Here is a 19,086-nt window from a genome sequence, read left to right as displayed (position 1 = left end):
CCGGCGACGCTATCAGTCGCGCTGAATTGCGAGGTGACGATGACCGACCAGACCCCTCCGGTCGATGAGATGCAGTATGAGCGGCTGGCGCACGAGGCGTTGCGCGGCGTGATCCGTTCTGCGCTCGACCATGTTCTGGCCGAAGGCCTGCCGGGCGCCCACCACTTCTACATCACCTTCAAGACCCGCGCCGCCGGGGTCAGCATCCCGCCGGACATGCTGGCCAAATACCCGGACGAGATGACGGTGGTGCTGCAACACCAGTACGAGGACCTGCAGGTCGAGGCCGACCGGTTCTCCGTCAAGCTGCGGTTCGGCGGCGTGCCGCGCACCCTGGCCATGCCCTATTCGGCCGTGACCCGATTCTACGACCCCAGCGTCCAGTTCCTGCTTCAGTTCGATGAGCCCGAGATCGTCGAAGTGATCGAGGAAACGACCCCGCCCGAGGACCCGACGCCGGGCTCGGACGGCCCCAAGGTCGTGTCGCTGGACCAGTTCCGGAAAAAGTGACGGCTCAGTCCCGACGGGGATAGGAGCGGATCATGATCCGCTCCCTCTCGCCCTCGCGTCGCTCGACCAGCAGGCGGGCGACCTGGGCGTCGTCGTGGAACAGATAGCCCTTGATGGAATCGAGCAGGGCCTTGGCCAGGTTGTCCAGATCCATCCACGGCGGCTCGCCCACATGCTCCATGCGGATCTCGACGACATGATCGCCCCAGGACGGGCGTGACGCCCATTCCTTGCGCATGAACTCATAGACCAGCGGCTTGTAGTATTTGGCCTGGGTGGTCAGGCCGTCGATGACGATCTCGACCGCCTCGCCGTCCTCGCGCGCCCGCACCTTGCCTGTCCCGATCCAGCCTTTCGTCATTGGGTGCAAGCGGCCGGCGCGGCGTCCAGCAAGCGCGCCGAACGGATCGTCACCGGCGGAGTCAGTTGCTCCGCATCGTCTGCCGGCATCCGCTGGATGCGGCGCGCGACATCCAACCCCTCGACGACTTTTCCGAACGCTGCAAACCCCTGACCATCAGGATTGCGGCCGCCACCGAAGTCGAGACTGGGCGTGTCCTGAGTGACGATGAAAAAGCTGGAAGTCGCGCTGTCCGGAGCGCCGCGCGCCATCGAAACAGTCCCGGCAAGATGGCGCAGTCCGGTGTCGCGGGTCCGCTCCAGCACGATAGGAGGCCGGGAGTCGTCATCGCTGCCGCGGGGGGTCGCCGCCTGAATGACGTCGATGGGATTGGGGTTGGCCGTATTGGTCTCGCGGACGACCGTGCGGAAGAAGGACCCGTTGTCGTAGTCGCCGAAGACGACATAGCCGATGAAGTTGCAGGTGCTGATCGGCGCCGCAGCGGCGTCGAGCGCCAAGACGATCCGCCCCGCCGTAGTATCTAGGACGACCCGAGGACGCGCCGGATCAGCAGGAAGACTGGCGCAGTTCGCCAGCGCCAACAACGCGGCCGCCAGTATCGCCTTTGGTCTCATCATCTGGCCTCGCCTTGCCCTGTCCCGCTCTCGTGCTACACCGCCGCGCAACCAACCGCCACGTCTGAGAGACGAGATCCGCGCATGAGCAACGTCCGCATCGAAACCGACACCTTCGGCCCCATCGAGGTCGCCGCCGACCGCTACTGGGGGGCCCAGGCGCAGCGGTCGCTGGGCAATTTCAAGATCGGCTGGGAGAAACAGCCCCTGCCGGTCGTCCGCGCCCTGGGCATCGTCAAGCGCGCCGCCGCTGAGACCAACCGCGACCTGGGCAAGCTGGATCCTGCCCTGGCCGACGCCATCATCAAGGCGGCCAACGAGGTCATCGAAGGCAGGCTGAACGACCACTTCCCCCTGGTCGTCTGGCAGACGGGGTCGGGCACCCAGTCGAACATGAACGCCAATGAGGTGATCTCGAACCGCGCCATCGAAATCCTGGGCGGCGAGATGGGCTCCAAGAAGCCGGTCCACCCCAACGATCACGTCAACATGAGCCAGTCGTCGAACGACACCTATCCGACCGCCATGCACGTGGCCTGCGCGGAACAGGTGGTCAACGACCTGATCCCGGCGCTGAAGCACCTGCACGCCGCCCTGGACGCCAAGGCCAAGGCCTGGGCCCACATCATCAAGATCGGCCGCACCCACACCCAGGACGCCACCCCCCTGACCCTGGGCCAGGAGTTCGGCGGCTATGCCCAACAGGTCGCCAACGGCATCGAGCGCATCGAACAGACCCTGCCCAAGCTGATGGAACTGGCCCAGGGCGGCACCGCCGTCGGCACCGGCCTGAACGCCCCCATCGGTTTCGCGGAAAAGGTCGCCGCCCAGATCGCCGAGATCACCGGGCTTGCCTTCACCACGGCGCCGAACAAGTTCGAGGCCCTGGCCGCCCATGACGCCATGGTCTTCAGCCACGGCGCGATCAACACCGTCGCCGCCTCGCTGTTCAAGATCGCCAACGACATCCGCTTCCTGGGTTCCGGCCCGCGTTCGGGCCTGGGCGAACTGGCCCTGCCGGAGAACGAGCCCGGCTCGTCGATCATGCCGGGCAAGGTCAATCCGACCCAGTGCGAAGCCCTGACCCAGGTCTGCGTCCAGGTGTTCGGCAACAACACCGCCCTGACCTTCGCCGGCTCGCAGGGGCATTTCGAGCTGAACGTCTACAACCCCGTCATGGCCTACAACTTCCTGCAGTCGGTGCGTCTGGTCGCCGATGCGGCCATCAGCTTCACCGACAACTGCGTCGTCGGCATCGAGGCCCGCGAAGACAACATCGCGCGCGGCCTGAACAACTCGCTGATGCTGGTCACCGCCCTGAACGGCAAGCTGGGTTACGACCTCTGCGCCAAGATCGCCAAGACCGCGCACAAGAACGGCACCACCCTGCGCGAGGAAGCCGTCGGAGGCGGCTATCTGACCGACGCCGAATTCGACGAAGCGGTCCGCCCCGAGAAGATGATCTCGCCGGGCTGATGCGATGACCGCGCTGGAGCGTCCCTACTGGATCGAGGCCCTTTTCGAGCGCCGAGACGGCTGGGACGCTTCCGTCTATCCTTTCAACCTGCCGGTCGTGCGCACGCTCGACCGGCTGGCCTTCCATCCGAACGTGACCTTTCTGGTCGGTGAGAACGGCTCGGGAAAGTCCACGCTGATCGAGGCCCTGGCGGTGGCCTGGGGGTTCAATGCCGAAGGCGGCGGCCGCGAACATCGCTTTGGCACGCGCGACAGCCATTCCCCGCTGCACCGGTTCGTCCGGCCCGTTCGATCGGCGCAGCGGGTTCAGGACGGCTTCTTCCTGAGGGCGGAGAGCTTCTTCACGGTCGCCTCCTATCTGGAAGACCCCGAGGTCAGAGGCGAACGATACGGCGCCCGCCGACTGCATGAGCAGTCCCACGGCGAGTCCTTCTTCGCCCTGTTCGATAACCGCTTCATCGGCGACGGCCTTTACATTCTCGACGAACCGGAGGCCGCCCTGTCGCCTAGCCGGCAACTGTCCTTCCTCTCGCGTCTGCACGAACTGGTGATGGCGCGGTCGCAGTTGATCATCGCCACCCATTCGCCCATCCTGCTCGGCTATCCCAACGCCTGGATCTATCAGGCGTCAGACCATGGGCTCGAACGGATCGAGTACGAGGATACCGACCATTATCAGGTCACTCGCAACTTCCTTACTCGTCGCGAGATGATGTTGGACATCTTGCTGGAACTCGATTGAGCTCAGGGCTTGTCGCGGATCGTTCGTCCCACCGGCGCCAGGGCCAGCTTGGCCAGCTCCAGGTCCTTCAGGGCGAAGGGGATGCCGATGATGGATACGAACTCGGCCACCGCGATGATCAGGTGCGAGAGGGCGATGTACCAGCCGGCCACGACGAACCAGACGACGTTCAGCACCAGTCCCAAGCAGCCCGCCACCGGATGGGTGTCCTGCCAGACGATCTCCCGCCCGAACGGCCAGAAGGAATAGCTGGCGATCCGCCAGGCCGCGAAACTCCACGGCAAGCCGACGATGGTCAGGGCCAGGATCGCACCGCCCAGCAACCACAGCAGACCCGACAGCCAGCCGCCAAAAATGAACCACAGGATATTCAGGATCAGGCGGACCATCTCAGCTCTCCGGCAGGCGTGGCCATACAGATAGCCAAAACGCCCCGCCTGCGACAGCGGGGCATTCGTTAATTCGCTTTCACCCGGCTCTCCTGGCTCAGGGGGACCGGTCACCCGCTCGACGTCAAAACGCAGTGCTTAGAGACCGCCCTTGCACCCCCCGGTGATGACAAGGGGCCCGTCGCAGCGGTATGAACGCTGACGGGGATTTTCAATGAGAACGCATCGGATGAGACGAATCTGTTCGAGTCTGCTGGCGGTCGTCATGGCCTTGTCGGTGGCGTCATGCGGCACCTTGGACCGGCCGACAGGACCGCTGCGCATCGCGGACGGCTCGCTGATACCGGCGCGGGATCCGCGCATTCGCGCCAATGACGCGGCCCGGCTGGCGGCTTTCTCCCAGGAAGTGGGCGAGCGGCTGTCGACGGGGCGGCCCCTTTCGATCCTGGCCCTGTCCGGCGGCGGCGCCAACGGAGCCTATGGCGCCGGGCTTCTGGTGGGCTGGACCGAGCGGGGCGACCGTCCGGTCTTCGACATCGTCACGGGGGTCAGCACGGGCGCTCTCGCCGCGCCCTTCGCCTTCGCCGGGTCCGAATGGGATCCGCAACTGGGCTATGCCTATACGGGAGGGGGCGCCAGCAGCCTGTTGAGCTGGCGCAGTCTGGCGATCTTCCTCTACCCCAGCCTGTTCAGCGCCGGCGCCCTGCGCAAGCTGGTGGACGAGAACGTCACGCTGGACCTGTTGCAGGCCATCGCCCGTGAACACGCCAAGGGCCGCCGCCTGCTGGTGGCCACGACGAACCTCGACAGCGAGGAGACCGTCATCTGGGACATGGGCCTGCTGGCCAGCCAGAACGACGAGAATTCGCGCGCCCTGTTCAAGGAAGTGCTGGTGGCCTCGGCCAGTATTCCCGGCGTCTTCCCGCCGGTCCTCATCGCGGGGCTGCAACCGGACCAAACCGTGGTGATGGAGATGCACGCCGACGGCGGCGTGAACACCCCTTTCCTCGCCATTCCGGAGAACCTGACCCTATGGACCCGCAAGCGCGAAGAGCGGGGCGTCGGCAGCCTGTACGTCGTCGTCAATGGACAGGTCGGTCGCAATGACGGGGTCACCTCGGGCCGGCTGACGGCCATTCTGATGCGAAGCTACGACAGTATGAGCAAGGCCTCGCTGCGAACCCATCTGGCGACCACGGCGGCTTTCGCCCAGCGCAACGGCATGACCATGTCGCTGGCGGCCATCCCCGACAACGTCGAGGCGTCCAGTCTGAAATTCGACCAGCCGACCATGACCGCCCTGTTCAACCTGGGTCGCGAGCGGGGCCGGTCAGCGGACGGCTGGACCCGGCTCGACCAGGCCGCGTCGGGTCCCGTTTTCATTCCCCCCGCTGTCCTTCCGGAGGATCAAGTGCCCGAGGCCCTAAGGCCCAAGGAGCCGGAGACGCCGACTTCCGCCGCGCCGCAGCCCTAGACATGGCCGAGATCATCAATCTGAACCGGGCGCGAAAGGCGCGGACCAAGGCCGAGGACAAGACCCGCGCCGCCGCCAACCGCGCCGCCCATGGCCGCACCAAGGCTCAGAAACAGTCTGCGGACAAGGAGCGCGAGCGCGCCGCCCGGCAGCTCGATGGACAGAAGCTGGACGACTGATCCCCTAGGCCTTCGGCGCGCGGATCAACAGGACCTGGCCGCCCAGCACCAGGATCAGGCCGATCAGCATGGTCACGCCGACATGGGCGCCCTCGAACAGGACCGACATGATGACGGCGATCGGCGGGGTCAGGGCCGAAATATAGCTGGCCAGGGCATAGCCGCGTTGCCGCGCCAAGGTGAAATACAGCCCGAAGGCGATCACCGATCCAAACAGGGACAGGTGCAGCAGAGACAGAATATAGGCCGGGGTCGGCTCGATCCGCCATTCCACGCCGGTCGCGAACCCATAGACCGCCACCATGGCCGTGCCATAGGCCATGGCCCAGGCGGTCGCGGCCATGACCGGCGCGCCGGCCTGTTGGCCGCGCCAGGCGAACCAATTGCCGAAGGCAGAGGCGAGGACGGCGATCAAGGCGAAGACCACGCCCAGAACGGGCGCCACGCCCGCGGAGACGCCTGCCCCCGACAACTGTCCGAACGACAGGACGGCGACCCCGCACACCCCCAGGATCGCCCCCTGCCAGGCGCCGGCGGCGGCCTTCTGGCGCTCCATAACCCGAAACAGGATCAGGTTCACGAAGGCCAGGGCGGCGAAGATGACGGCGACGACGGCCGAGGCCACGCGTTCCTCCGCCGCATAGACGAAGCCGTAGCTGACGGCGAAGACGAAGGCGCCCTGCCCCACGGCGGCCAGATGCTGGGCGCGGGTCAGGCGCAGCGGACGCCGCGTCAGGGCGCAGAAGGCGAACAGAACGACCGCCGCCAGTCCGAACCGCCAGACGATGGAGACGATCGGATCCACCACGCCCAGCTGCAGGGTGATGGCGAACCAGGTCGTGCCCCAGATCAGGGCGCAGACGGCGATGGCGAGAATGGTGATGGGGCGACTCATGGACAGGCTCCGACGGGCGAAGCCCGCTTATCATCGACGTCGCGAAAGCGCCGCTCACGTCTTGCGCCCGAGTATGACAGACTGATTGTCCTCTAGAGGAGACCGCCATGCGTTACGCCCCCCTGATCCTGCCCGCCGGTCTGGTGCTGGCCGCCTGCGCCGTCGCGCCGACCGGTCCGGAGATGAGCGCAGGCACGACCGTCGTGACGGTCACCGCCCTGTATCGCGAGCGAATCATGCTGCCGCCCGGCCATGTGCTGACGGTGCGGGTCGAGGACGTCAGCCGGGCCGACGCCCCGGCCCTGGTCCTGGCCGAGGCCCGCGAGCCCCTGACCGGCGCCCCGCCCTATCGCGTCAGCCTGGGCCTCCCCACGGCCCAGATCGACCCGCGCCATGCCTATGCCGCGCGCGCCGAGATCCGCGACGCCGCCGGCGCCCTGGTCTTCGTCACCGACACCCGTCACGCGGTCCTGACCCAGGGCGCTCCGGCCTTCGCCGAGATCGTGCTGAAGTCCGCGCGGTGAGCGGCCTGGCCAAACGGTCCGTCGTTCTGGCGGGCCACGCCACCTCGGTCGCGCTGGAGCCCGAGTTCTGGGCGGTTCTGGACCGGATTGCCCAGACCCGCAGCCTCAGCAAGGCCCAGCTTCTGGCCGACATCGACGCCGGCCGGGGACGCCGTCCCCTGGCTTCAGCATGCCGCCTGCTGGCGCTGAACTGGGTGGCGGAGCATGGTGTAAAAGCGTAAACCTTGAGCATAAAAGGAAGCCGCCATGGACAATAGCCGTCTCATTCCCGCCACCGTCATCGGGAGCCTTCTGGCCCTGGGGCTCATCGGCGCCGGCGCCCTGGTCGGTCAGGGCGTGATCCATGCGCGGGCCGGGGACCGGACCGTGACGGTTCGCGGCCTGTCGGAACGCAATGTGAAGGCCGATCTGGCGGTCCTGCCGCTGCGCTTCACCGCATCGGGCGATGTTCTGTCTGAAGTTCAGACACGCATCGACGGCGACCTGTCCCTGGTGCGGCAGTTCCTGACGGCTCAGGGTTATCCGGCCGACGCCGTCGATCTGGGCCGGCTGGAGGTGGCCGACACCCGGTCGCGCGAATACGCCGCCCAGAACGGCGGGCCGCGCTTCATCCTGGCCCAGACGGTCATCGTCCGCACGAACGACGTCGCCCGGGTTCAGACGACGACCCGCGCCCTGAACGATCTGGTGCGCCAGGGCGTGGTGTTGCAGGACTTCCAGGGTCCCTCCTATGTCTTCACCAAGCTGAACGATGTTCGGCCCCAGATGATCGCAGAGGGCACGGCGGCGGCGCGAACCGGGGCCGAACAGTTCGCCAAGGATTCCGGCACCCCGCTTGGCCCGATCCGTCAGGCCACACAGGGCTCTTTCGAAATCCTGCCGCGTGACGGCGCAGGCGGAGACGAAGCCGCCTCGATCGACAAGAAGGTCCGGGTCGTGACCACCATCACCTATGGTCTGAAATAGGCCGGTCGGCCCGCGCCTCGCGGCGTTCCAGCGTCCTCTCCTCGGCGGATTGCGGCCGTTCGATCAACGCCGCGTCGCCGTGGGGATCGTCTGCCGCTTCGGCCATGACGATCCACAGGATGATGAGCGCGAACATGCCGATCATGCCCAAGGCGAAGGCGCGCCAACCCGCCTTCGCAGCCTTGGGGGTGCGATCCGGCGTCTCCTCGATCTTCTGGTCGTCTCGTCTCATCATCCAAGGAACCGGCCTGCGCCGAAGCCAGTTCCAAGGTTTCATTTGGGCGACGGCCCTGACATCGCCCTCCGGTCCCCTTATGTTCCGGTTTTGATTCTGCCTGCCGGATGTCTCAAAGCCTGTGACCGATCTTCCCGCCCCCCGCATCTCCGACCTGGCCCGCGCACGAGCGCCCGACGGGGCGGGACCGCGCGACTATCTCGAAGGGCTGAATCCGGAACAACGCGAGGCGGTGGAAGCGACCGAGGGGCCGGTCCTGGTTCTGGCCGGCGCCGGCACCGGCAAGACGCGGGTGCTGACCACGCGGCTGGCGCACATCCTGGCGACCGGCCGGGCCAGGCCGTGGGAGTTGCTGGTCGTCACCTTCACCAACAAGGCCGCCCGCGAGATGCGCGAGCGGATCACCCATCTGATCGGTCCCTCGGCCGAGGGCCTGCGCTGGCTGGGCACCTTCCACTCCATCGCCGCCCAGATCCTGCGCCGTCACGCCGAACTGGTCGGGCTGAAGTCCAGCTTCACCATCCTGGACACCGACGACCAGGAACGGGTGCTGAAACAGCTGCTGGAAGCCGCCAATATCGACACCAAGCGCTGGACGCCCAAGTCGCTGTCCGGCCTGATCGACCACTGGAAGAACCGCGGCTGGACGCCTGAGAAATTGCCCCCCGGCGAGGATTTCGCCAACGGCAAGGGCCAGGGCCTGTACGCCGCCTATCAGGCCCGCCTGCGCAGCCTGAACGCCTGCGACTTCGGCGACCTGCTGCTGCACAACATCACCATCCTGTCCAAACATGCGGACCTGGCGGACGAATATCGTCGCCGGTTTCGCTACATTCTGGTGGACGAATATCAGGACACCAACGTCGCCCAGTATCTGTGGCTGCGGCTGCTGACGGCCTCGACCGGCAATGTCTGCTGTGTCGGCGACGACGACCAGTCGATCTACGGCTGGCGCGGGGCCGAGGTGGACAACATCCTGCGCTTCGAGCGCGACTTCTCCGGCGCCAAGATCGTCAAGCTGGAGCGCAACTATCGCTCGACCAGCCATATCCTGGGCGCCGCCTCGGGCCTGATCGCCGCCAACCGCGACCGGCTGGGCAAGACCCTGTGGACCGAGGACGACAGCGGCGACAAGGTGCGGGTGCGCGGCGTCTGGGACGGCGAGGCCGAGGCCCGGCTGATCGCCGACGAGATCGAGACTGCGCGTCGTCCCCATGCCGGCGAACCGGGGCTGAAATACAAGGACATGGCCATCCTGGTCCGCGCCTCGTTCCAGATGCGGGCTTTCGAGGAACGGCTGGTCATGCTGGCCATCCCCTATGCCGTCATCGGCGGCCCGCGCTTCTTCGAACGGGCCGAGATCCGCGACGCCCACGCCTATATGCGGCTGATCCAGTCCGAGGACGACGATCTGGCCTTCGAGCGGATCGTCAATGTGCCCAAGCGCGGCATCGGCGACACCAGCGTACAGAAGATCCTACAACTGGCCCGCCAACACGACCTGTCGGCCCTGACGGCGGTGCGCGGCCTGATCAACACCGACGAGCTTCAGGCCCGCACCCGCACCGCCCTGTCCAACTTCGTGCGCGACCTCGACCGCTGGCGCGCCCTGTCCGAGACCACGCCCCATTGGGAGGTCATGGAAACGGTGCTGGAGGAGAGCGGCTACACCGATATGCAGAAGGCCGACCGGACCAGCGGTCAGACCCGGTTGGACAACCTGAAGGAACTGACCCAGTCGATGCAGCAGTTCGAGACGCTGCAGGCCTATCTGGAACACGTCTCCCTGGTCATGGATCTGGAGCGCGCGACCAGCGACGATCCGAACGGCGACGGCGCGGTCCAGATCATGACCCTTCACGGCGCCAAGGGGCTGGAGTTCCCCTTGGTCTTCCTGCCGGGCTGGGAGGAAGGCGTCTTCCCCAGCCAGCGCAGCATCGATGAAAAAGGCGAGAAGGGCCTCGAGGAGGAACGCCGCCTGGCCTATGTCGGCGTCACCCGCGCCAAACAGGACGCCCGCATATCCTTCGCCGCCAATCGTCTGGTCTATGGCCGTTGGACCTCGCAACTGCCCAGCCGCTTCGTTGACGAACTGCCGATCGCCCACGTCGATCCCCAGTCCGACACCGGCTACTACGGCGCCTCCGCCGGGATGAAGGAGGCCAAGAGCCGCTGGGACGACGCACCCAGCTTCGGCAGCGGCTATTCGTCGCCCGGCTGGAAACGCGCCCAATCCTTCACCGCCGCCCAGACCCCGAACAAGATCCCCGCCCGCAAGGCCGTGATCGAAGGCGACGGGCGCCTGATCGCCACCGCCGATCCCAAGTCCGGCTCCGGCTGGAAAAAGGGCGAACGCGTCTTCCACCAGAAGTTCGGCTACGGCCACGTCCGCGTCATCGAGGGCAATAAACTGCTGGTCGATTTCGAAAAGGCCGGCGAGAAACGGGTGATCGACAGTTTCGTGGAGAAGGCGGGCTAAAGGGGGCGGGCTTCATCCGCCTTTGCCGCCGGCCAAGCTTTGGCCTAAGCCATCGCCTTCCCGTCTTCGACCGAGTCCGCCATGTCCGCCCCTGCCCGTCCCACCGTCGATCGCGCCTGGCTGAGCTGGGCCATGCGGCGGATCGAGGCGGACTACAACCGCTCGGCCGACACCCATCTGATCCCGGTGGACATGCCGGCCCTGTCGGACATCGCCCTGTATCTGAAGGGCGAATCCAGCCACCCGACCGGCAGCCTGAAGCACCGTCTGGCGCGGTCGCTGTTCCTCTATTCCCTCAGCAACGGCTGGATCGGCGAGGGGATGACCATCGTCGAGGCGTCCAGCGGCTCGACCGCCGTGTCCGAAGCCTATTTCGCCCGGATGCTGAACCTGCCCTTCATCGCCGTGGTGCCGCGCTCCACCGCCCAGGAGAAGATCGCCGCCATCGAATTCTATGGCGGCCGCTGCCATTTTGTGGACGTTCCGGGCCAGGCCTATTCGGAAAGCCAGCGGCTCGCCGACGAACTGGGCGGCCACTACATGGACCAGTTCACCTATGCCGAGCGGGCGACGGATTGGCGCGGGAACAACAATATCGCCGAGTCCATCTTCGCCCAGATGCGACGCGAGCCCTGCCCCGTGCCCCGCTGGATCGTGTGCGGCGCGGGCACGGGCGGGACATCGGCGACCATCGGCCGGTTCGCCCGTTTCAACCGCCACGAAACTCAGATCTGCGTCGCCGACCCGGAAGCCTCCGTCTTTCACCGTCACTGGGCCGATGCGACGGTCCAGACCAGCCTCGACCGTCCGTCCCTCATCGAAGGCATCGGCCGCGCGCGGGTCGAACCCTCCTTCATCCCCAGCTTGGTGGATCGGATGATCGTCGTGCCCGACGTCGCCTCCATCGCCGCCACGCGCGTGCTGAGCCGGCGTCTCGGCCGCCCCTGCGGCGGATCGACCGGCACCAACCTGTGGGCCTGTGTTCAGTTGGTTCAGGAAATGGCGCGCGCGGGCGAGTGCGGCTCGATCGTGTCGATCCTGTGCGACCACGGCGACCGCTACGCCTCCACCTATTTCGACGACGCCTGGATCGCCGCCCAGGGCCTGGACACCGCCCCTTGGGAAGCCCGCCTGGACGCCTTCTTCGAAACGGGCGTCTTGCCGGAGGCCTGAACCGCCTGTTTCGTCGGGGCGGACAGGTCTAAGAAGGCCCAAGCGGCCGGACCGGTCAAAACCTCAACAGGAGCCGACCATGGCGGGACTAAAGGACAAGCGCGGCTTCATCGACAAGGACCGCATCGACCTGTCGGAGCGCCAGTCGGTCGAATACTGGATGAAGCGCTGGGGCGTGACCAGGGACCAGATCACCGCCGCCCACCGCAAGGTCGGCCGCATGACCAAGGACATCGCGGCGGAGCTGGGCAAGAAGCGTTAACCTAGGCTACTATTTTCCAAGGACGACCTTGATGCCGCTTGTTAACACGCAAGCCCAGTTCCCTCATTGGTAGATACCGCTTAAATTCCCCGCCCTTAATGGTGGCCATTTGCTGGCCCGGACCTAACACCGAAAAAAGCATCAGCCCCTCCCCAAACTGCATCCACAGGCCAAGATAGCCGTGGGCAGCGTTAAAGCCGTGACGGTATTGGAACTGACTGCCAAGCTCGACATTGACCCGCTGACCGACCTGTAGCTCCCCGAAGAACGCTTCTGCTCGTCCTGTTAAGTATCGCGCACTCGACGTGCCGACCTGGGCCCACATGATCCATCGTCGATGCTTGGGGCCTGCGAATTCACCACTCACCTTGTAGCGGATCGCATAGAGCATCTTCGTGACGAACACATCTACGTAGTCATGAACGCACGGATCAATAATCACCGTACGTTCTTCGACAGAGTCGGCTGTACCTGAGGGCAATTCATTGCGAATACGAGCTGCTGCAATGGCATTGAGAATTGGCAACGCGGCGGGCGTATTGTTGATCAAGCCACTGATAAGTTTATCGATATCGCGATCATCGAGATATGCACTTGTGGGTTCCATCATTCGAATGAGGAACGCTACGACTTGCTCACTGATTGCAGCAGCCCGATTACACTGGACGCAACTGGGAAAAACAAATCCTTCAGGTCCCTGCTTTTGTCGGAAACAGATCCGTGCCGGAGCATGATCTAACTCCGCCGAAGCCCGCTCACCGTTGCAAAAACAACATCTGGGGTTAGCAGCAAGAAAGTCTGCTTTAATCTCAGCCTTTGTTGCCCTTCTGCCCATTGATGTGGTCCATCAGATGTGGATCACCCGCCCGTAGGCGTCCAGCGCCGCCTCGTGCATGGCTTCCGACATGGTCGGGTGTGGATAGACGATGCCGTGAATGTCCTCTTCCGTCGCCTCCATGGTGATGGCGGTGACATAGCCCTGGATCATCTCGGTCACTTCGTGGCCGATCATATGGGCGCCGATCAGGGCGCCGGTCTTGGCGTCGAAGATCACCTTGACGAAGCCGTCGATCTCGCCGGCGGCCACGGCCTTGCCGTTCACGCGGAACGGGAAGCGGCCGATCTTGACCTCACGCTTCTCGGTGCGGGCGGCCTGTTCGGTGACGCCGACCGAGGCGACCTGCGGCTGGGCGTAGGTGCAGCCGGCGATGGGCGAATGGACGTTCGGGGTCTTGTAGCCGGCGATGAATTCGGCGGCGTGGATGCCTTCGTGCGACGCCTTGTGCGCCAGCCAGGGGGCGCCGGCGCAGTCGCCGATGGCGAACAGGCCCTTGACGTTGGTCTGGCAGTGGCCGTCGGTCTTGATGTGGCCCCGGTCCAGTTCGACGCCCAGCGCCTCCAGGCCGATGCCGTCGGTGTTGGCGGTGATGCCGACGGCCGAGATGCAGACTTCGGCCTCGAGCGACTCGGCCTTGCCGCCGACCTCGATGTCCACCTTCACGCCGGCGCCGGTCTTGGAGACCTTGGTCACCTTGGCCCCGAGCTTGAACTTGATGCCGCGCTTCTCGAACGACTTCTGGGCGGCCTTGGAGACTTCCTCGTCCTCGACCGGCATGATGCGCTCGACCGCCTCGACGACCGTCACCTCGGCGCCCAGGGCGCGATAGAAGCTGGCGAACTCGATGCCGATGGCGCCCGAGCCGATGACGACGAAGGACTTGGGCAGCTTCTTCGGCGCCAGGGCGTCGCGATAGGCCCAGATCTTGTCGCCGTCAGCCTCCAGGCCGATCTGCGGCAGGGCGCGGGCGCGGGCGCCTACGGCCAGCATGACCGCCTTGGCCTCGACCGTGCGCGAACCGCCGGCCTTCAGGGCGATCACGACCTTGGGCGCCGCAGCGCCCTTCTCCAGCTTGGCCGAGCCCTCGATCACCTCGATCTTGTTCTTCTTCATCAGGAAGGCGACGCCCTTGTTCATCGTCGCCGCGACGCCGCGCGAGCGCTGGATGATGGCGTCGAAGTCAAACGACGCGCCGGACGCCGACAGGCCGTAGTCCTTCAGATGGCTCAGGCTCTCGAACTTCTCGCCCGACTTCAGCAGGGCCTTGGTCGGGATACAGCCCCAGTTCAGGCAGATGCCGCCCAGGTTCTCGCGCTCGACGATGGCGACCTTCTGGCCCAGTTGGCTGGCGCGGATGGCCGCGACGTAACCGCCGGGGCCCGAGCCGATGACGACGAGATCGAATTCAGCAGCCATGATCAGATCAACTTCTCGATGTCGGCCTTGATGGCCTCGGGTTCTGTTTGCGGGGCGTAGCGGGCGACCACCCTGCCCTCGCGGTCGGTCAGGAACTTGGTGAAGTTCCATTTGATGGATTGCGAGCCGAGGAAGCCGCGCTTCTGCTGCGTCAGCCAAGCGTACAGCGGATGCCGGTTCGGCCCATTGACCTCCACCTTGTCGAACAGGGGGAAGGTCACGTCGAAACTGGTGGCGCAGAAGGCGGCGATCTCCGCCGCCCGCCCCGGCTCCTGCTCCCCGAACTGGTTGCAGGGAAAGCCCAGCACCTCGAACGGCCGGTCAGCGAACGTCCGGTGCAGCTTCTCCAGCCCGTCATATTGGCCGGTGAAACCACACTTGGACGCCGTATTGACGATCAGCAGCGCCTGACCGCGAAAACGGTCCAGCGAAACCTCCGTGCCGTCGATGGCGCGGGCGGAGAAGTCATAGACCGAGGTCATGACCTCACCCTCCCCTTACGCCAGCATCGCGACGGGATCTTCGATCAGCGGCTTGAACGCCTGCAGGAAACGGGCGCCGGTCGCGCCGTCCACAACGCGGTGATCGCAGGTCAGGGTCACGGTCATGACCGTGGCCGGCACGATCTGTCCGTTCTTGACGACCGCGCGCTGCTCGCCCGCGCCCACGCTCATGATACAGCCCTGGGGCTCATTGATGATCGAGGTGAACTGCTTGATGCCGAACATGCCCAGGTTGGACACCGAGAAGGTGCCGCCCTGGAACTCTTCGGGCTTCAGCTTGCGTTCGCGGGCGCGCTTGGCCAGGTCCTTGGACTCGGTCGCGATCTGCGCCAGGCCCTTGGTCTCGGCCTTGCGAATGATCGGGGTGATCAGGCCGCCGTCGATCGCCACCGCCATCGAGACGTCGGCGTTGTGGTGCATGGCGATGCCTTCGGGGGTGTAGGAGGCGTTCGCCTCCGGCACCATCTTCAGCGCCAGGGCCGCAGCCTTGATGATGAAGTCGTTGACCGAAACCTTGATCCCCTGCGGCTCCAGCATCTTGTTCACCTTGGCGCGAACAGCCATCAGCTGGTCGATCTCGCAGTCGATGAACAGCGGGAAGTGCGGCACGTTCTGGATGCTGTCGACCATGCGACGCGCCACGGCCTTCTTCATCCCGTCCAGCGGGATCAGGTCGTAGCTGCCGTCCGGGATGCCCATCTGGGCCAGGGATTGCACCTGACGCGGCGCAATACCCGAGGTCGCGGCGGCGGCGGTCGGCGCGGCGGCCGGTTGAGCGGCGCCCTTGCCGGCGGCCTCGACGTCGCGCTTGACGATCCGGCCATGCGGGCCCGTGCCCTTGATCGACTTCAGATCGACGCCGTTCTGGGCGGCGATGCGACGCGCCAGAGGCGACGAGAAGATGCGTTCGCCACTGTCCGACTTCGGCGCGGCCGGAGCCGGCGCGACCGGTGCGGACGCCTTGGGCGCCTCGACTGCGGCCGGTGCGGCCTTCGGGGCCTCCTCAGCCTTGGCGGCCGGCTTCGGCGCAGCGGCCCCGCCCTCGTCCTTCAGACGGGCGATCGGGGTGTTGACCTTCACGCCTTCCGTACCTTCGGCGACCAGGATGTCGGTGATCTCGCCTTCATCCACGGCCTCGACTTCCATGGTGGCCTTGTCGGTTTCGATCTCGGCGATCACGTCCCCGGCGGAGACGACGTCGCCCACCTTGACGTGCCACTTGGCTAGGACGCCCTCTTCCATGGTCGGAGACAGGGCGGGCATCAGGATATCGGTCATCAGGCGTTCCCCCCGGTATGCGTGGTCGGCTCAGCGACGGTGCGGACGTTCGCCGCCTTCACCACTTCGCTGAGACCTTCGAGGATGCGGTTGTAGGCCGCTGTTTCATCGTGATCGTGACGCACGGCGTACCCGTGCGCCATATGGCGAGCGGCATAGGCCAGCAGCCGCCCGAACTGGATCGGATCGCTGAAGGCGGGCTTCACCGACATCACCGGTTCTTCCTTCGACCACCACATGCGCAACACTTCGATAGCCTTGGGATCCGCCGCGACACTTTCCGGCGTCGTCAGCATGAACTCCGAAGCCTCGGTCACGCCATCACCTGCTTCACAGCCTTGATGATCTTGTCCACGCCCGGCAGCGACAGGGCTTCCAGATTGGCGGCGTAAGGCAGCGGCACGTCTTCCTGGTGCACCCGCAGCGGCGGCGCATCCAGATAGTCGAAGGCGTGTTCGATCACCCGGGCCACGACCTCGGCGCCGACGCCCATCGGACCCCAGCCCTCTTCGGCCGAGACCAGACGGCTGGTCTTCTTGACGCTCTCGACGATGGTCTCGTGATCCAGCGGACGCAGGGTGCGCAGGTCCACGACCTCGCACTCGATGCCTTCCTCGGCCAGCTTCTCGGCGGCCTGGAGGGCGAAGCCGACCATGCGGCTGTGCGCCGTGATGGTGACGTCCCTGCCTTCGCGACGGACCTTGGCCTTGCCGATCGGCACGACATAGTCCTCGATCTCCGGCACGTCGAACTCGAGCCCGTACATCATCTCATGCTCGAGGAAGACGACGGGGTTCGGGTCGCGGATCGCGGCCTTCAGCAGGCCCTTGGCGTCGGCCGCGTCATAGGGCGCGACGACCTTCAGGCCCGGCACCTGGGCGTACCAGGCCGAATAGTCCTGGCTGTGCTGGGCGCCGACGCGCGAGGCGGCGCCGTTCGGACCGCGGAAGACGATGGGCGCGCGGATCTGACCGCCCGACATGTACAGGGTCTTGGCGGCCGAGTTGATGATGTGGTCGATCGCCTGCATGGCGAAGTTGAACGTCATGAACTCGACGATGGGCTTCAGGCCCGCCATGGCCGCGCCGACGCCCAGGCCGGCGAAGCCGTGCTCGGTGATCGGGGTGTCCACGACGCGCTGGTCGCCGAACTCCTGCAGCAGTTCGCGGCTGACCTTGTAGGCGCCCTGATACTGGGCGACTTCCTCGCCGATCAGGAAGACCTTGTCGTCGCGGCGCATTTCCTCGGCCATGGCGTCGCGCAGGGCGTCGCGGATGGTCGTCTTCACCAGCTTGGCGTCGGCCGGGATTTCCGGATCGCGCAGTTCAACCTTGGGGGTCGAGGTCTGGGTCGGCGCCTTCTCGGGATCGCCGGTCTTGCCTTCGGCCGTCGCCTTGGGCGTATCGGCCTGAGCCTTGTCGGCCTCGGCCTTCGGCGCGGGCGCAGCCGCGCCGTCTTCGCCGGCCAGACGCGCAATGGGCGTATTGACCTTCACGTTCTCGGAGCCCTCGGCGACCAGGATTTCCAGCACTTCGCCTTCATCCACGGCCTCGACTTCCATCGTGGCCTTGTCGGTTTCGATCTCGGCGATCACCTGGCCGGCCGACACGGTGTCGCCCGCCTTGATGTGCCATTTGGTCAGCGTGCCCTCTTCCATCGTGGGGGACAGCGCCGGCATGAGGATGTCGGTCACGGATCAGGCCTCCACGTAGACGTCGGTATAGAGCTCGGACGGATCGGGTTCCGGGCTCTCTTGGGCGAATTGAACGGCCTCGGCGACGATGGCCTTGATCTCGTTATCGATGGCCTTCAGCTCGTCTTCCGTCGCATTGGCGGCGGCCAGCAGGGTCTTGATGTGGTCGATCGGGTCGCGGGTCTTCTTGACCTCGTCCACCTCTTCCTTGGTCCGGTATTTGGCCGGATCGGACATGGAGTGACCGCGATAACGGTAGGTCTTGACCTCGAGGATGTAGGGGCCCTCGCCGGCGCGGGCGCGCTCGACGGCCTTCTTGACCGCATCACGCACGGCCAGAACATCCATGCCGTCCACCTGCTCGCCCGGAATGCCGAAGCTGGCGCCGCGCTGGCTAAGCTGGGTCGTGGACGACGAGCGCTCGATGCTCGTACCCATGGCGTACTGGTTGTTCTCGATGATGTAGATGGCCGGCAGCTTCCACAGCTGGGCCATGTTGAAGCTCTCGTAGACCTGCCCCTGGTTCGAGGCGCCGTCGCCGAAATAGACGAAGGCCACCGAATCATCGCCGCGGTACTTGCCGGCGAAGGCCAGGCCGGTGCCCAGCGACACCTGGGCGCCGACGATGCCGTGACCGCCGTAGAAGCCGGTCGGCACGTCGAACATGTGCATCGAACCGCCCTTGCCGCGCGACGAACCGCCGATGCGGCCGGTCAGTTCGGCCATGACTTCCTTGGGGTCCATGCCGGCGGCCAGCATGTGGCCGTGATCGCGGTAGCCCGTGATGATCTTGTCGTGGCCCTGTCTGACGCTCTCCTGAACGCCGACGGCCACGGCTTCCTGGCCGATATACAGGTGGCAGAAGCCCCCGATCAGACCCATGCCGTACAGTTGGCCCGCACGCTCCTCGAAGCGGCGGATGAGAACCATCTCGCGGTAAAAGCGGAGGAGGTCCTCCTTGGACGCCGAAGGCGTGTTTGAAAGCTTGTCAGGCGCAGTGGTCTGAGCGGCTTTGGCTGGGGCTTTCGCCATCCGGCATCTCCCGGCTAGGCGTCGGGAAGCGACGCCTTCTTATCGTT

The 19,086-nt window shown here is 65.6% G+C and carries 23 protein-coding genes; 11 read left to right on the top strand and 12 right to left on the bottom strand.

From position 1 onward, the window contains the following. The first annotated feature begins 39 nt into the window (after positions 1 to 39). Complete coding sequence (locus AC1RSI_RS03655) at positions 40 to 510, top strand: SspB family protein (protein WP_154725506.1); 471 nt, start codon at positions 40 to 42, stop codon at positions 508 to 510. Between the two features lie 4 nt (positions 511 to 514). On the opposite strand, the gene AC1RSI_RS03650 is transcribed toward AC1RSI_RS03655, so the two are convergent. Both AC1RSI_RS03650 and AC1RSI_RS03645 read right to left on the bottom strand, forming a co-directional pair. After that, entirely contained in the window at positions 515 to 871 is a 357-nt protein-coding gene (locus tag AC1RSI_RS03650; protein WP_154725507.1) for a RusA family crossover junction endodeoxyribonuclease, read from the bottom strand. Then, complete coding sequence (locus tag AC1RSI_RS03645; protein WP_268865002.1) at positions 868 to 1,485, bottom strand: peptidylprolyl isomerase; 618 nt, start codon at positions 1,483 to 1,485, stop codon at positions 868 to 870. The genes AC1RSI_RS03650 and AC1RSI_RS03645 overlap by 4 nt, the downstream gene beginning before the upstream one ends. 84 nt (positions 1,486 to 1,569) lie before the next feature. Between AC1RSI_RS03645 and fumC the strand changes: the two genes are divergently transcribed. Together fumC and AC1RSI_RS03635 are read left to right on the top strand one after the other, a co-directional pair. Further along, positions 1,570 to 2,961 carry a class II fumarate hydratase gene (gene fumC, locus AC1RSI_RS03640; protein ID WP_154725508.1) on the top strand — a complete coding sequence of 464 codons (1,392 nt, stop codon included), beginning with the start codon at positions 1,570 to 1,572 and terminating at the stop codon, positions 2,959 to 2,961. Positions 2,962 to 2,965: 4 nt separating this feature from the next. After that, complete coding sequence (locus AC1RSI_RS03635; RefSeq protein WP_008259977.1) at positions 2,966 to 3,703, top strand: AAA family ATPase; 738 nt, start codon at positions 2,966 to 2,968, stop codon at positions 3,701 to 3,703. 2 nt (positions 3,704 to 3,705) lie between these two features. Here the strand turns inward: AC1RSI_RS03635 and AC1RSI_RS03630 are convergent, their stop codons facing one another. Further along, positions 3,706 to 4,092: a YccF domain-containing protein gene (locus AC1RSI_RS03630; protein ID WP_008263259.1), complete on the bottom strand. Its 387-nt coding sequence runs from the start codon at positions 4,090 to 4,092 to the stop codon at positions 3,706 to 3,708. A 229-nt stretch (positions 4,093 to 4,321) separates the two neighbouring features. Between AC1RSI_RS03630 and AC1RSI_RS03625 the strand changes: the two genes are divergently transcribed. Together AC1RSI_RS03625 and AC1RSI_RS03620 are read left to right on the top strand one after the other, a co-directional pair. Next, positions 4,322 to 5,566, top strand: coding sequence for a patatin-like phospholipase family protein (locus AC1RSI_RS03625; RefSeq protein WP_008263692.1), 1,245 nt, complete (start codon positions 4,322 to 4,324; stop codon positions 5,564 to 5,566). A gap of 2 nt (positions 5,567 to 5,568) precedes the next feature. Next, positions 5,569 to 5,745, top strand: a complete 177-nt coding sequence (locus tag AC1RSI_RS03620) for a DUF4169 family protein (protein ID WP_008264174.1) — start codon at positions 5,569 to 5,571, stop codon at positions 5,743 to 5,745. A 4-nt stretch (positions 5,746 to 5,749) separates the two neighbouring features. Here AC1RSI_RS03620 and AC1RSI_RS03615 read toward each other — a convergent pair whose 3' ends face one another. Beyond that, on the bottom strand, positions 5,750 to 6,640 hold the full coding sequence (locus tag AC1RSI_RS03615; RefSeq protein WP_035306001.1) for a DMT family transporter: 891 nt from the start codon (positions 6,638 to 6,640) through the stop codon (positions 5,750 to 5,752). Positions 6,641 to 6,747: 107 nt separating this feature from the next. On the opposite strand from AC1RSI_RS03615, the gene AC1RSI_RS03610 reads away from it, so the two are divergent. Genes AC1RSI_RS03610 through AC1RSI_RS03600 form a run of 3 tightly spaced genes read left to right on the top strand, consistent with a single transcriptional unit; the run spans position 6,748 to position 8,130 of the window. Beyond that, a complete protein-coding gene (locus AC1RSI_RS03610; RefSeq protein ID WP_154725509.1) occupies positions 6,748 to 7,164 on the top strand; it encodes a YbaY family lipoprotein in 417 nt (138 codons plus the stop codon). Beyond that, on the top strand, positions 7,161 to 7,385 hold the full coding sequence (locus AC1RSI_RS03605; RefSeq protein ID WP_035305995.1) for a ribbon-helix-helix domain-containing protein: 225 nt from the start codon (positions 7,161 to 7,163) through the stop codon (positions 7,383 to 7,385). The genes AC1RSI_RS03610 and AC1RSI_RS03605 overlap by 4 nt, the downstream gene beginning before the upstream one ends. Before the next feature lie 25 nt (positions 7,386 to 7,410). After that, positions 7,411 to 8,130 (top strand): SIMPL domain-containing protein, encoded by a 720-nt coding sequence (locus AC1RSI_RS03600; RefSeq protein ID WP_035305993.1) that lies wholly within the window; start codon positions 7,411 to 7,413, stop codon positions 8,128 to 8,130. Here AC1RSI_RS03600 and AC1RSI_RS03595 read toward each other — a convergent pair. Then, positions 8,111 to 8,365: a hypothetical protein gene (locus AC1RSI_RS03595; protein ID WP_035305990.1), complete on the bottom strand. Its 255-nt coding sequence runs from the start codon at positions 8,363 to 8,365 to the stop codon at positions 8,111 to 8,113. The two genes, AC1RSI_RS03600 and AC1RSI_RS03595, sit on opposite strands and share 20 nt — an antisense overlap. Before the next feature lie 121 nt (positions 8,366 to 8,486). Between AC1RSI_RS03595 and AC1RSI_RS03590 the strand changes: the two genes are divergently transcribed. The 3 genes from AC1RSI_RS03590 (at position 8,487) to AC1RSI_RS03580 (ending at position 12,279) form a co-directional block, all read left to right on the top strand. Beyond that, positions 8,487 to 10,844 carry an ATP-dependent helicase gene (locus AC1RSI_RS03590; protein ID WP_447941519.1) on the top strand — a complete coding sequence of 786 codons (2,358 nt, stop codon included), beginning with the start codon at positions 8,487 to 8,489 and terminating at the stop codon, positions 10,842 to 10,844. A gap of 81 nt (positions 10,845 to 10,925) precedes the next feature. Next, entirely contained in the window at positions 10,926 to 12,017 is a 1,092-nt protein-coding gene (locus tag AC1RSI_RS03585) for a PLP-dependent cysteine synthase family protein (protein ID WP_196066322.1), read from the top strand. Between the two features lie 79 nt (positions 12,018 to 12,096). Continuing rightward, positions 12,097 to 12,279 carry a DUF3606 domain-containing protein gene (locus tag AC1RSI_RS03580; RefSeq protein ID WP_008259491.1) on the top strand — a complete coding sequence of 61 codons (183 nt, stop codon included), beginning with the start codon at positions 12,097 to 12,099 and terminating at the stop codon, positions 12,277 to 12,279. Between the two features lies 1 nt (position 12,280). Here the strand turns inward: AC1RSI_RS03580 and AC1RSI_RS03575 are convergent, their stop codons facing one another. The 7 genes from AC1RSI_RS03575 to pdhA form a co-directional block, all read right to left on the bottom strand. Further along, positions 12,281 to 12,889, bottom strand: coding sequence for a hypothetical protein (locus AC1RSI_RS03575; protein ID WP_154725510.1), 609 nt, complete (start codon positions 12,887 to 12,889; stop codon positions 12,281 to 12,283). Positions 12,890 to 13,126: 237 nt separating this feature from the next. Next, positions 13,127 to 14,533, bottom strand: coding sequence for a dihydrolipoyl dehydrogenase (gene lpdA, locus AC1RSI_RS03570; protein WP_154725511.1), 1,407 nt, complete (start codon positions 14,531 to 14,533; stop codon positions 13,127 to 13,129). Positions 14,534 to 14,535: 2 nt separating this feature from the next. Then, positions 14,536 to 15,015, bottom strand: a complete 480-nt coding sequence (locus AC1RSI_RS03565) for a glutathione peroxidase (RefSeq protein ID WP_008258900.1) — start codon at positions 15,013 to 15,015, stop codon at positions 14,536 to 14,538. Between the two features lie 15 nt (positions 15,016 to 15,030). Next, positions 15,031 to 16,314, bottom strand: a complete 1,284-nt coding sequence (locus AC1RSI_RS03560) for a pyruvate dehydrogenase complex dihydrolipoamide acetyltransferase (protein WP_154725512.1) — start codon at positions 16,312 to 16,314, stop codon at positions 15,031 to 15,033. Further along, positions 16,314 to 16,631 (bottom strand): DUF5076 domain-containing protein, encoded by a 318-nt coding sequence (locus AC1RSI_RS03555; protein ID WP_154725513.1) that lies wholly within the window; start codon positions 16,629 to 16,631, stop codon positions 16,314 to 16,316. The genes AC1RSI_RS03560 and AC1RSI_RS03555 overlap by 1 nt, the downstream gene beginning before the upstream one ends. Beyond that, entirely contained in the window at positions 16,628 to 18,007 is a 1,380-nt protein-coding gene (locus AC1RSI_RS03550) for a pyruvate dehydrogenase complex E1 component subunit beta (RefSeq protein ID WP_154725514.1), read from the bottom strand. Before AC1RSI_RS03550 ends, AC1RSI_RS03555 begins: the two co-directional genes overlap by 4 nt. A 3-nt stretch (positions 18,008 to 18,010) precedes the next feature. Next, positions 18,011 to 19,039 (bottom strand): pyruvate dehydrogenase (acetyl-transferring) E1 component subunit alpha, encoded by a 1,029-nt coding sequence (pdhA, locus tag AC1RSI_RS03545; RefSeq protein WP_008260859.1) that lies wholly within the window; start codon positions 19,037 to 19,039, stop codon positions 18,011 to 18,013. Positions 19,040 to 19,086: the final 47 nt, after the last annotated feature.

The sequence above is a fragment of the Brevundimonas sp. GW821-FHT10E09 genome (assembly GCF_058809375.1).
Note: the sequence above shows the minus strand (reverse complement) of the source record. Positions and strands in the feature narration are given on the sequence as shown.

Excerpts from the sequence above, each read along its gene's own strand:
- fumC (WP_154725508.1), top strand. The coding sequence starts at position 1,570 with ATGAGCAACGTCCGCATCGAAACCGACACCTTCGGCCCCATCGAGGTC.
- AC1RSI_RS03610 (WP_154725509.1), top strand. The coding sequence starts at position 6,748 with ATGCGTTACGCCCCCCTGATCCTGCCCGCCGGTCTGGTGCTGGCCGCC.
- AC1RSI_RS03615 (WP_035306001.1), bottom strand. The coding sequence starts at position 6,640 with ATGAGTCGCCCCATCACCATTCTCGCCATCGCCGTCTGCGCCCTGATC.
- pdhA (WP_008260859.1), bottom strand. The coding sequence starts at position 19,039 with ATGGCGAAAGCCCCAGCCAAAGCCGCTCAGACCACTGCGCCTGACAAG.
- lpdA (WP_154725511.1), bottom strand. The coding sequence starts at position 14,533 with ATGGCTGCTGAATTCGATCTCGTCGTCATCGGCTCGGGCCCCGGCGGT.
- AC1RSI_RS03600 (WP_035305993.1), top strand. The coding sequence starts at position 7,411 with ATGGACAATAGCCGTCTCATTCCCGCCACCGTCATCGGGAGCCTTCTG.
- AC1RSI_RS03645 (WP_268865002.1), bottom strand. The coding sequence starts at position 1,485 with ATGAGACCAAAGGCGATACTGGCGGCCGCGTTGTTGGCGCTGGCGAAC.
- AC1RSI_RS03620 (WP_008264174.1), top strand. The coding sequence starts at position 5,569 with ATGGCCGAGATCATCAATCTGAACCGGGCGCGAAAGGCGCGGACCAAG.
- AC1RSI_RS03585 (WP_196066322.1), top strand. The coding sequence starts at position 10,926 with ATGTCCGCCCCTGCCCGTCCCACCGTCGATCGCGCCTGGCTGAGCTGG.
- AC1RSI_RS03565 (WP_008258900.1), bottom strand. The coding sequence starts at position 15,015 with ATGACCTCGGTCTATGACTTCTCCGCCCGCGCCATCGACGGCACGGAG.
- AC1RSI_RS03580 (WP_008259491.1), top strand. The coding sequence starts at position 12,097 with ATGGCGGGACTAAAGGACAAGCGCGGCTTCATCGACAAGGACCGCATC.
- AC1RSI_RS03625 (WP_008263692.1), top strand. The coding sequence starts at position 4,322 with ATGAGACGAATCTGTTCGAGTCTGCTGGCGGTCGTCATGGCCTTGTCG.
- AC1RSI_RS03630 (WP_008263259.1), bottom strand. The coding sequence starts at position 4,092 with ATGGTCCGCCTGATCCTGAATATCCTGTGGTTCATTTTTGGCGGCTGG.
- AC1RSI_RS03575 (WP_154725510.1), bottom strand. The coding sequence starts at position 12,889 with ATGATGGAACCCACAAGTGCATATCTCGATGATCGCGATATCGATAAA.
- AC1RSI_RS03655 (WP_154725506.1), top strand. The coding sequence starts at position 40 with ATGACCGACCAGACCCCTCCGGTCGATGAGATGCAGTATGAGCGGCTG.
- AC1RSI_RS03635 (WP_008259977.1), top strand. The coding sequence starts at position 2,966 with ATGACCGCGCTGGAGCGTCCCTACTGGATCGAGGCCCTTTTCGAGCGC.
- AC1RSI_RS03560 (WP_154725512.1), bottom strand. The coding sequence starts at position 16,314 with ATGACCGATATCCTGATGCCCGCCCTGTCTCCGACCATGGAAGAGGGC.
- AC1RSI_RS03595 (WP_035305990.1), bottom strand. The coding sequence starts at position 8,365 with ATGATGAGACGAGACGACCAGAAGATCGAGGAGACGCCGGATCGCACC.
- AC1RSI_RS03650 (WP_154725507.1), bottom strand. The coding sequence starts at position 871 with ATGACGAAAGGCTGGATCGGGACAGGCAAGGTGCGGGCGCGCGAGGAC.